The organism is Cetobacterium sp. (assembly GCF_048470075.1).
Lineage (GTDB): Bacteria > Fusobacteriota > Fusobacteriia > Fusobacteriales > Fusobacteriaceae > Cetobacterium_A.
On the sequence record NZ_DBGBQB010000387.1, the window covers coordinates 1 to 11691 of the forward strand.

Sequence of the window (11691 nt, forward strand, 5' to 3'; positions counted from 1 at the left end):
GAGATATAGAGAGTATCTTATTTGTCATATCAAGACGGTAAGGTCTAATTAAAGTGGTCGCATTTATAACTCCGTATAGAGCTGAAAAGATAAATATATTCTCTTGAATAAATTTAAAATCTTCATTGGAATAGCTCTCAACCTCAATCTGCTTATAGCTAACACCATCATAAAGACAGATTGCCTCCCTCTCCTCTTGATTATAAAAATTTTTATAAATACTAAAAACCTCATCAAGTAACTTATCTTTAATTTTTAATCTCTCTCCTATATCCTCTTTTGAAAACTCTTTTAACACAGAGATTAAATAATCTGTTTTTTCTTTTAAATGCTTATCTACCTCTAAATTATCTATGGTGTATTGACAATTTTTATACTTCATACCCTTACTTGGGGAAAAAAATAGTTTCATATAATCCCTCCTTATCTATATCTCTATTATAGCATCTTTTAATATATAGAAGTATAAAAATTACATTTCTAAAAAATTAACTGTATATTTCTAGCTTTTCATTGTATAATTATAGAATATAATATGTGATTAAATGGAGGTTACCGTGGATCAGAGAATTGAAATACTAGCAAAAAATTTAGTTACTTACTCATGTAGAGTACAAAGAGGAGAAAAAGTTTTAATTGAATCTATTGGAGAGGATTCAAAGAGTTTAGTTAAAGCTTTAGTAAAAGAAGTTTACGCTGCTGGTGGACATCCTTTTGTAACAATAAAGGATCAAAGTGTTACTAGAGAGCTTTTAAAAAATATGGATCAAACTCAAGCGGAATTAATGGCAAAGTACGAGTTAGAAAGAATGAAAGATATGGATGCCTATATCGCAATTAGAGGTTCTGAAAATGCATCTGAGCTATCAGATATAGATTCAGATAAAATGAAGATATATACAGACTATTTTATGAAACCAGTGCATCTATCAGAAAGAGTTAATAATACAAAATGGGTTGTATTGAGATATCCAAATAACTCAATGGCTCAATTAGCAAATACATCTTTAGAATCTTTTGAAGATTTCTATTTCAATGTATGTAACCTAGATTATTCTAAAATGAGTAAGGCAATGGATTCATTAACTGCTCTTTTAGATAGAACAGATAAAGTTAGAATTGTTGGTCCTGGAACAGATTTATCATTCTCTATAAAAGATATCCCATCAGTAAAATGTTGTGGGCTTAGAAATATTCCAGATGGAGAGGTTTACTCAGCTCCAGTAAGAGATTCTATAAATGGAGTTATAACTTATAACACACCATCAGTTTATCAAGGAACTACGTTTGAAAATGTTTGTTTCAAATTTGAGAATGGGAAAATTATAGAAGCTACAGCTAATAATACTGAGAGATTAAATGAGATTTTAAATACAGATGAGGGTGCAAGACATATAGGGGAGTTTGCTATTGGTGTAAACCCATATATTTTAAAACCTATGAAAGATACACTATTTGATGAGAAAATAGCTGGAAGTATTCACTTTACTCCAGGACAGGCATATAAGTTAGCTGACAATGGAAATAAATCAGCTATACATTGGGATTTAGTTCTAATTCAAAGACCAGATTTTGGTGGTGGAGAGATTTGGTTTGATGATGTTTTAATCAGAAAAGATGGAATCTTTGTAATTGAAGAGTTAGAAGTGTTGAATCCAGAAAATTTAAAGTAGTAGGAGGATTTAATAATGAATATACTTATGGCACTTTCACAGTTAGAGGTAACTGGTGCTGAGGTGTACGGAACGGTTCTAAGTGATGAACTTATTAGGAGAGGGAACAAGGTTTATATAGTTTCAGATACTTTAACTAAACCTACAAACGCACAGTATGAAAAGATAGAGTTCAATAAAAGAAAACTTAAAGATAGAGTTAGTCAGGTTAGAAAACTTTTAAAGATAATCAGAGAAAAAGATATTCAAGTTGTTCATGCTCATTCAAGAGCATCATCTTGGAGCTGTGCTATAGCTTGTAGAATAGCAAAAATCCCACTTGTTACAACAATACATGGGAGACAACCAGTACACTTAAGCAGAAAATTAGTTAAAGCATTTGGAGATTACTCATTGAGTGTTTGTGAAAATATAAGAGATCATGTTATTAATGATTTAAAGGTAAAACCTGAAAATATAACAGTTCTTAGAAATATGATTAATACAAGAGAGTATCAAAAAAGCATTTTAGACACTGTTGATAAAAATAAAAAGATTATCTCTATAATCGGAAGACTTTCTGGTCCAAAGGGAGATGTAACTTATAATCTACTAGATATTTTACATAGAAGAAAGGATTTTAAAATCCAAGTTATAGGTGGAAAAGAGATTCCTCAAAGATTTAAGAAATTTACAGGGAATGTAGAATTTTTAGGGTATGTAAATAATGTTTCTGAAAAAATAAGAGAGTCATCTATTGTTATAGGAGCTGGAAGGGTTGCTGTGGAAGCAATACTATGTGAAGTACCTGTTTTGGCAATTGGAGAGGCTGAATCTGTTGGTATAGTCACTAATGATAAGTTAAAGTTAGCTTTAAAATCAAACTTTGGAGATATATCTTTAAATCAAACCCCTCTTTTTAGATGGACAGATGTAATTCCTGAAATAGATAAAGGGTTTAATATAAGTAAAGATGAACTTAAAAGTTTAAGAGAAAAAGTTATAGAGGAGTTCTCATTAGAAAATATAGTAGAAAATATTGAGAAAATATATCAAAGAGAGATTGTAAAAAAAAGAAAATATGAGATGCCTGTTATTATGTATCATAGAGTTATAAAAGATGAAAGTGAAAAAGGGGTTCATGGAACTTATGTAACTGTAGAGCAATTTGAAGAACAGATGAAATATCTTAAAAAGAAAGGATACGAAACTGTAACTTTTAAAGATATGCTAAATAATGGGTATAAAAAGAGATTTGATAAAGATAAGAAATGGATTATGCTTACGTTTGATGATGGCTATAAAGATAATTATGAAAATGCTTTTCCTATCTTGAAAAAATATAATTTTAAAGGTATTATATATATATTAGATGGTATAGAATATAATAAATGGGATGTGGACAATCCAGGAAATCCAGAGAAAAGATTTACATTGATGACTCAAGATGAGCTATTGGAGATGCAAAACTATGGAATAGAGTTTGGAGGACATACATCATCTCACCCTAGACTTGCTGAATTGAATATAGATGTGGCAAAAAAAGAGATATTTAACTCTAAAAACAATATAGAGAAAACTATTGGAAAGGAGTTACTATCTTTTGCATATCCATATGGTAGTTTAAATGAAGAGGTTAAAAAAATACCTCAAGATGCCGCCTACAAGTTTGCTGTGGCCACAGATTCAGGAAGTATAGTATTTTCTGATGATCTATTTGAAATTAGAAGAATAGGGATATTTCCAACAAATAATCTTTTTAATTTTAAAAGAAAAGTTTCAGGTAGATATAACTTTATAAAAATTAAAAGAGAAGAAAAGAGTTATGGGAAAAAATAACTTAGGGAGGATTAATATGAAAAAAATATTAATGGGGTTGCTAGCTCTAACACTTTCCTCTACAATGCTAGCTAGGGAAGTAGTCTCAGAAGCTGAATTAGTAGAAAGTATCTATAAGGGTGACAATGATACAGGGAATAGATTAGGAATTGGATTAGGGGCCGGTTTTTCTGATAGTATATATAAAGGTGCTGATGATAGAGTTTATCCATTACCTTTATTAGATATTAACTACTATGATCTATATGTAAAAGGAATAACTGTAGGTTATCAATTTTATAAAGATGATGCTTTTGCAGCGTCATTATTCGTTAATCCATTAGCTGGATTTGCAGTGGATGGAGCGGACTTGGCAAGAGGGTATGACAATATAGACGATAGAAAATTCCAAGCTATGTTTGGTATTAGATTAGATGCCGACACTGGATTCTATGGAATTAAAACAGGTCTTTTAGCTCAAGTTGGAGAACATGGAGGAGAGGGAAAGTTAAGTGCATATAAGGCTTATAGAGTTGATGAAAAGCTTACAATAGTTCCTTCGATTCACGTTAAAGGATATTCTGGAGACTATACAGATTATTACTTTGGTGTCTCTTCAGATGAAGCTAGAAGAAATAGTAGAATTGATGGGGCTTATAAAGCAGATGCGGCCTATTCAGTTGGTCTTAATTTAACAGCTGATTATAGATTAGCTGATAATGTGGCTCTTATGGCATTTTTAGGTGTGGAAAAATTCTCTAGTGAAATTTCAGACTCACCTATTGTAGAAGATGGAGTTTTATACTTAGTAGGAATAGGAGCAAAGTATTACTTCTAAAAAATTTAAGGAGAACAAATGAAATACAAAGCAATTATATGTGATTTAGATGGAACACTATTAAATGAGCATCACACTATATCTGAAGAAACAAAAGAAACTATTAAAAAAGTTGTTGATTCTGGAGTAAAGTTCATAATAGCAACTGGAAGACACCACAATGATGCAATGACATTTAAAAATATGTTGGGACTAGATAGTTTTCTTATAACTTCAAATGGTGCTAAAGTGCATGACTATAACAATAAAGAGATTATATCTCACAATATACCAGCTAGTTTAGCTAAAGAGTTATTAAACTATAAATACAATGAAAACTTACATAAAAATGTCTATTTAGATGAGGAGTGGATTGCTGAAACACCTTTAGAGGAAGCGCTTGTTTTCCATAAAGAATCAGGATTTCATCATGTGATAGCTCCTTTTCAATCCCTAGTTGGAAAAGATATTACAAAATTTTTCTTCATATGTGATAATGAGGAGCATATTAGTGAGTTAGAACAAAAATTGAGAAAAAAATTCCATGAGGGACTTAATATAACACTTTCATTGGGATCGTGTTTAGAAGTGATGAGAGAGGGAGTTTCTAAAGCTAGTGCTATTGAGGAAGTCTTAAAAGAAGAGGGAATTGATTTAAAAGATACCATAGCCTTTGGAGATGGACTAAATGACTTAGAGATGCTATCATCTGTTGGAAAAGGATTTATTATGGGAAATGGAAGCCCAAGATTAAAGGCTTTACTTCCAGAGAATGAGGTAATAAAAACTAATGCAGAAAATGGAGTAGCAAAGAAACTTCAAGAACTGTTTTTATAATATAAAAGAGAGAAGATAATCTTCTCTCTTTTTTTGAATTATTTAAAAGTTAAACAATCTTTGGAAGAACCCTTTTTTCTCCTCTTTCTTTTGTTGCTGAGGAGCTTTTTGTTGAACTGGTTGAGTAATCTGCTGAGGAGCTGAACCTGTTACTTCCTCTGGTGACATAGCTTCATTTTTTGAAGCTGCTTCTTGAGTAGGAACGTAGTAACCTAGAACACCTGCAATTCCATTACTATATTTACCATCTTTTTCCACTGCAATTCTTCCTCTTCTCAATAGGAAAGTTTTATCTGAAGGTCCACCATTTAACAGACCAGATAAAGGATCTAACTCTTGATAAGTCAAATCGCCATTTTTAACATGGTTATCTAAGAATGTAAATGTTGTTGGAGTATAGTAACCCTTTTCGATAATCTCCTGATAGAAGTTTTTCCAAAGAGGTGCTGCCACTCCCCCTCCTGTTGCTTTATATAGTGGATCATTATTATCATATCCAACATATATAGTCGTAACATAGTCAGGAGTCATACCAGAGTACCAAACAGTTCTTGAATTGTTTGTAGTTCCAGTTTTTCCTCCCTGTTCAATAGGGACATTGTTTATTTTAACTTGAGCACTTCTACTTGTTCCTTGCTTAACAGAGTTTTTCATCATATTAGTCATAAGAGCTATATCAGCACTTTCAAATTTTTGTTCTATCTGAGGTTTTGCTTCATATAGAATGTTTCCAAATTTATCAGTTACCTTCATTACAAAGAATGGTTTTACAGAGTAACCTCCATTTGCAAACACAGCGTATGACTGTGCAACTTGAAGTGGTGTACCCTCTGTTGTTCCCAGTGCTGCCGTAAGGTTGTTTGGAACTATAAATCCAGCATCAACTCTTTTCATAGTATCCATAAGAGCTGGAATCCCAACTTTATTTAAAAGTTTTATTGAAACAATATTTTGAGATTTATCAAAACCTTGCATTAAGGTCATTCCATTATAATATCTCTCTCCAAAGTTTCTTGGAGCCCATGTTCCAAATACAATTCTAGAATCTTCTACAACTAAGTTCTCTTCAAATCCCTTTTCTAATGCTGTATAGTATATAAATGGTTTAAAGGATGATCCAACTTGACGCTTAGCCTGTACGGCTCTATTGAAATTACCAGTCTTAAAGTTTTTTCCACCTATAATACTTATAACCTCTCCATTTTTAGCATCTATTGTTACCATAGCACCTTGAAGTTTCTTATCATTTTTCAAACGAGGATAGTTTTCAAACTTATCTTTAGCTACTTTTTGTATATTTAAATCTAAAGTGGTTTGAACAGTTAACCCATCATTATAGATCTGTTTCTCTTCAAAGTTTTCAAATAGGAATTTCTCAACTAAATCTGTAAAATCAGGAGCATTGAACTCAATCTTCTTATCAATAGCTCCATAGACAATTGTTGTGTTTTTATCTTTGAAATCTTTAGATGAAGCTTTAGACTCATTGATAAACTTATGTTTTAAAGCCTCTTCATACTCAGCTTCAGTTATTAAACCAAATTTAAACATCTGCTTCAATATCAATCTTTGTCTAGTTAATGATTTATCAAGATTTGTTCTTGGATTATACATATTTGGTCTATTTGGTATTCCTGCTAAAAGTGCTGATTCAGCTAAGTTCACATCTTTAATATCTTTTCTAAAAAAGTTATATGCTGCTGTTTTAACACCATAAGCCCCTGAACCAAAATAGATTTCATTTAAGTATTTCTCCATTATCTCAGCTTTTGTATACTTTCTTTCAATTTCAAATGTTATTATAATCTCTTTTATTTTTCTAGAGAATTTTTTTTCATGAGATAGAAAAGCGTTTCTAGCTAATTGCTGAGTTATTGTACTTCCACCCTGAGCTGCTCTTCCAGATTTTAAGTTGACTATGGCCGATCCCAAAATTCTAAATGGGTCTATTCCATAGTGAGTTAAAAACTGTCTATCCTCTATGGCTATAAAAGCATTTTGTAAACTTTGTGGAATATTCTCTATATCCACAGGCTCTCTTGTTTCCTTTGAAATAACATCAATTATTTGTCCATTTCTATCATAAATTGTAGTAGGAATAGGAGGACTATAATTCTCAACTAGCTCTGAAACATTTGGCAACTCCTTGTAGTATTTATTAACTAAAAGACCTGCACCAATCCCTCCAACAATACCTAAAGATACAATAAATATGGCAACATATTTAAGAATTTTCCATTTCATAAAATATCTCCATTTTAATTATTTTAGATTTTTTTGTCTTAATTGTCCACAAGCACCGTCAATATCAGTCCCTTTTTCCCCTCTTACAGTAACATTAACTTTTCTAAAATCTTTTAAATAATTAAAGATCTTATCAATCTTCTTTTGTGAAGGTCTTTGGTAATCTTTTCCATCCACTGGATTACATGGAATCAGATTTAATATATGGTCAAAGTTGTGTACAAAATCTGCTAAGTAAGCAATATCATTATCAGAAACGTTAAAGTCATTGATTAAGATATACTCAAAAGTGATTCTTCTTTTTGTTTGTCTTTGATACTCCTGTAATATTGGGAATAAATCCTCTAGTGGATATTTTGTGTTTATAGGCATTAACTCACTTCTCTTTTCATCAATAGCACTGTGTAAAGAGATAGCTAATTCCACAGGAATCTTTTCCTCAAGTAGTTTTTCAATTCCTGGAATTATTCCAGATGTTGAAATAGTAATTCTTCTTTTAGAGATATTAACACCTTTTTCACTCGATAAGATATCAATAGCTTTAATAACATTATCAATATTAAGCATGGGCTCTCCCATACCCATAAATACTATATTATTAATTTGTAATCCCTGTTTTAATAATCTTCTCTCAATTGTATAGAACTGGTTTGTAATCTCGTGTACATCTAGATTTCTAGTAAATCCACCCATACCAGTGGCACAGAATCCACACTTAACTGCACATCCAACCTGTGATGAGATACATAAAGTAGTTCTATCTTTATGTCTTAATATAACACTTTCAATTGTGTTTCCATCCTCTAATTTAAATAAAAACTTTTCAGTTTTATCAATTTTAGATACTTGATGTTTTAATAGATTTAAGAAAGGGATATACGCTTTCTCAGCAAGTAACTCTCTATCTTTTAATGATATATTTGTCATATCATTTATGTCCCTTACAATTTTTTGATTTAACCATGTAAAGATTTGTTTCCCGTAAAATTTCTTCATTCCTAAAGAAACTATAAAGTCTGTAAGCTCTTGTTCATTTAAATTAAGTAAATTTATTTTATTCGACATATTTCCTCCATTGTTACTAATAAATACCTAATTTTCATTATAACAGATATTTCAGACTTTTACAATATATTTGTAATCTCCGCTACTGAAACATCACCTTTAAAGTTAGCTCTCTCTCCTTTTCCTCCTCCTTTTATATCTAAAGAAAGAGATATTCTTTTTAATAACTCTCCACAATCAATAGCTTTACTGGAGATCAATCCTGCATTTTCCCAAAGACCAATAAAGATGAAATCCTCTGGAATAGATTTGTTTAAATTTGCTATTGTATCCTTATCATCTCTATATACTATATATTTCTTTCCATCCTTTTCAAAAGGAGCAGTAAGAAGCTCTTTTATTAAAAAATCACAATATTTTGTATTTAAGTCCTTAAATCTATTCTCCACCTCCTTTTTCTCACTGTTGAACTTTTCTACCATAGATAGTATCTCATTATCTCTACAACTAAAAATTCTGTTTAATTCTTTTATTGTTCTATTTTTTTTTATAAAATCTTCAATAGCTCTCTCTCCACTTAAAAAATAGAATCTAGTATAATTTCCTTTAACCTTTTCAAAATTTATAATTTTAAAAACTCTAATCTCCGATATATTGGATACATGGTATCCAGCACAAGCACTTGTATCCATACTATCTATTGTTATTATCCTAACATCACCTGTAACTTTATCACTGATTTTTTTTCTAAATGTATCTATGGAGTTAGCCTCCTCTCTTGTTACAACTTTTTCTAAAATTGCTCTTCCCTCTCCAATAGCATTATTGATTTTTTTCTCTAACTCATCAACAAATTTTTCATCTAAATCTTTAGAATCTAAATCCACAGTCGTATATGTTTCAGTCATTCTAAAACCAACAGTATTTAATCTATAATCATTATATGCAATAGCCGAAAAAAGATGCTGAGCTGTATGTTGTACTCCAATATCAAAAACTCTATTTTCATCTATAGTATATGTGTGCTCCCCTGGAAGTAACTCTTTTTCAACTATAACTCTATTGTCATCTATTACAGTTAAAAATCTTGTATCTCCTATATACCCTTGATCCCCTATTTGTCCACCTTTACCGTCTATATACAGGTTATGTGATTCCACTTCAATAATCCAGTTCTCTTTTTCTTTAATACATGAAAGTACCTTAATCATCGCTCCTCCTAAATGTTTTGATACTCTATTTTATAACGATATTCCCAGTATTTCAATCTATTTCAAAAAAGTATTTTAACACTTTAAAACTCTATTCAAAAAGTATAGTTTGTGCTATACTATATACAAGTGATGAAATAATGAGTAATTTATATAGAGGTGTATATATGACAAGAGAGGAAAAAATTAAAAATACATACTTAGGTGCCCATGTATCTATACAGGGTGGAGTAGCTAATGCCTTTAAAAATGCAATTGCTATAGATGCCAATGGATTTGGAATGTTTGTTAAAAACCAGAGAAGATGGGATGCAAAGCCATATACTGAGAATGAAATTCTAGAGTTTAAAGATGCTATGAGAAGATATAAGTTTTCTCCTGAACAGATTTTACCACATGATGGATATCTTATAAATTTAGGGAGTCCCGACGAGGAGAAAAGAGAAAAATCATTAAACGCTTTTTTAGATGAGATGGAAAGAGTTAATCAATTGGGACTTATATACTTAAACACTCACCCTGGAAGTCATTTAAAAGAGGTAAGTGAAGATGAATGTATCAGATTGATTGCAGACTCAATAAATAGAGCACATAAAGCTGTTCCAAATGTTATTGTTGTATTGGAAAATACTGCTGGACAAGGATCAAATATGGGATATAAGTTTGAACATCTAAGAGATATAATAGAACTGATTGAAGATAAAACTAGAATTGGAGTTTGCTTAGATACATGCCACACTGTTGCTGCAGGATATGCATTGTCAACAGAGGAGGAGTACAATGCAACTATGGATGCTTTTGAAAAAATAGTTGGATTTAAATATTTAAAAGGTATTCATCTAAATGATTCTATGTTTGGTGTTGGTAGTAAAAAAGATAGACACCACAGTATAGGAGAGGGAACTTTAGGTATTGATTTTTTCAAAAGATTTATGAATGACGATAGATTTAGAAACATTCCCATAGTGATGGAAACAATAGATGAAACTATCTGGAAACAAGAGATTGAGTTGTTAAGAAGCTTTATAGATTAGATAAGTATAAAATAAAAAGACACTGATTTTAAATCTGTGTCTTTTTTTACATAGGAAACTATTGGTGATTAGTTTCTCTCTAATGCTTTTTTTACATCCTCTAGTGTATCTTCAACCATGTTATCATTTTTACCAATAGCATTATAGAAGAATACAACATATTTCCCATCTATCTTCTGTACAGCTTTTCTTCTTGTTGTTCCTGGAACTGAGAAGTATTGAATTCCTCTCTTCTCTCTATTCATCTCCCAGTCAGAAGATCTGTTGTATCTTGTATCTCCAAAAGCTGTTCTTGAAGTTTGAGGTAAATCTCTTAACTTAGAATCTATAACAATCTCTCTTTTACCTAGATGATTTTTCATAGTAAAAGCTCTTTTTTGATATCCAACAGTATACATTTTCAATCTATCTTTTAACGCATCTGCCTCTTTTCTAGAAACTTCTGCTGCAAAAGCCATAGATGAAAGTAATAAAAATCCACATAATAATTTTTTCATTTTTGTTCTCCCTATTTAGTAAGTTTTCTAATAGCTCTATATAGAGCTTTATCTTTTTCGACTTTTTCCATTTTACCTAAGAACCAGTTTAACTCTTGATCATTTAAACGAAGCTCCTCTTTTATAAATCTTTCTAATTTTTCAATCTCCATAGGTAAAAGCTCCTTTTTTAATGAGCTATTTATCTCTTGTACAGTTCTCCCACCTTCAAAAAAGAAAACCAGCTTTTGCCAATTTGTAAAAAGGTCTACTTTTCTAAGAAGCATAACCGCTGTATAGTTTAACTCTGGAATAATTTTAAATCCTTTTCTTGATAGGAAAGATCTAATCTCATCATTTTTCTCTGTTTCAAAAAGAACTTCACCAGCTTTTTTAGTATTCATAATTTTAGGTAATTTTGAACTCTTATCCTTTAATCTTAAATACTTAGACAAAGTTAGAGTTTTAGTTTCAAGATAAAAGTCTACTGCAAATTCATTGAAACTCTTACCTTCTGGAACAGTGCCCTCTTCAATATGCTCTATCATAGTATCAATTTTTTTAAAATCAACCATTGTGTATCTCCTCCTGAAAATA

Annotated in this window: 11 protein-coding genes; 5 read left to right on the top strand and 6 right to left on the bottom strand. The window is 30.9% G+C overall.

The features are described 5' to 3' along the window. Positions 1–412, bottom strand: a 412-nt coding sequence (yaaA, locus tag ACMOUI_RS13420) for a peroxide stress protein YaaA (protein WP_418966196.1), incomplete at its 3' end; no start/stop codon positions are given. A 145-nt stretch (positions 413–557) separates the two neighbouring features. Here yaaA and ACMOUI_RS13425 point away from each other — a divergent pair. The 4 genes from ACMOUI_RS13425 to ACMOUI_RS13440 are packed head-to-tail and all read left to right on the top strand — an operon-like array spanning position 558 to position 5124. Next, positions 558–1673, top strand: coding sequence for an aminopeptidase (locus ACMOUI_RS13425; protein ID WP_418966197.1), 1116 nt, complete (start codon positions 558–560; stop codon positions 1671–1673). A gap of 15 nt (positions 1674–1688) precedes the next feature. Continuing rightward, positions 1689–3491 carry a polysaccharide deacetylase family protein gene (locus ACMOUI_RS13430; RefSeq protein WP_418966198.1) on the top strand — a complete coding sequence of 601 codons (1803 nt, stop codon included), beginning with the start codon at positions 1689–1691 and terminating at the stop codon, positions 3489–3491. 16 nt (positions 3492–3507) lie between these two features. Next, on the top strand, positions 3508–4308 hold the full coding sequence (locus ACMOUI_RS13435) for a MipA/OmpV family protein (protein ID WP_418966199.1): 801 nt from the start codon (positions 3508–3510) through the stop codon (positions 4306–4308). Positions 4309–4326: 18 nt separating this feature from the next. Beyond that, a complete protein-coding gene (locus tag ACMOUI_RS13440) occupies positions 4327–5124 on the top strand; it encodes a Cof-type HAD-IIB family hydrolase (protein WP_418966200.1) in 798 nt (265 codons plus the stop codon). A gap of 42 nt (positions 5125–5166) precedes the next feature. Here ACMOUI_RS13440 and ACMOUI_RS13445 read toward each other — a convergent pair whose 3' ends face one another. The 3 genes from ACMOUI_RS13445 to ACMOUI_RS13455 are packed head-to-tail and all read right to left on the bottom strand — an operon-like array spanning position 5167 to position 9584. After that, entirely contained in the window at positions 5167–7368 is a 2202-nt protein-coding gene (locus ACMOUI_RS13445) for a transglycosylase domain-containing protein (RefSeq protein ID WP_418966201.1), read from the bottom strand. Positions 7369–7386: 18 nt separating this feature from the next. Beyond that, complete coding sequence (gene rlmN / locus ACMOUI_RS13450) at positions 7387–8433, bottom strand: 23S rRNA (adenine(2503)-C(2))-methyltransferase RlmN (RefSeq protein WP_418966202.1); 1047 nt, start codon at positions 8431–8433, stop codon at positions 7387–7389. A gap of 59 nt (positions 8434–8492) precedes the next feature. After that, positions 8493–9584: an alanyl-tRNA editing protein gene (locus ACMOUI_RS13455; protein ID WP_418966203.1), complete on the bottom strand. Its 1092-nt coding sequence runs from the start codon at positions 9582–9584 to the stop codon at positions 8493–8495. A 167-nt stretch (positions 9585–9751) separates the two neighbouring features. Here ACMOUI_RS13455 and nfo point away from each other — a divergent pair, with 167 nt between their 5' ends. Continuing rightward, on the top strand, positions 9752–10618 hold the full coding sequence (gene nfo / locus ACMOUI_RS13460; RefSeq protein ID WP_418966204.1) for a deoxyribonuclease IV: 867 nt from the start codon (positions 9752–9754) through the stop codon (positions 10616–10618). Between the two features lie 68 nt (positions 10619–10686). Here nfo and ACMOUI_RS13465 read toward each other — a convergent pair whose 3' ends face one another. Both ACMOUI_RS13465 and ACMOUI_RS13470 read right to left on the bottom strand, forming a co-directional pair. Then, positions 10687–11115, bottom strand: coding sequence for a hypothetical protein (locus ACMOUI_RS13465; protein WP_418966205.1), 429 nt, complete (start codon positions 11113–11115; stop codon positions 10687–10689). Positions 11116–11126: 11 nt separating this feature from the next. Then, a partial coding sequence (locus tag ACMOUI_RS13470; RefSeq protein ID WP_418966206.1) for a hypothetical protein occupies positions 11127–11691 on the bottom strand: 565 nt, incomplete at its 5' end.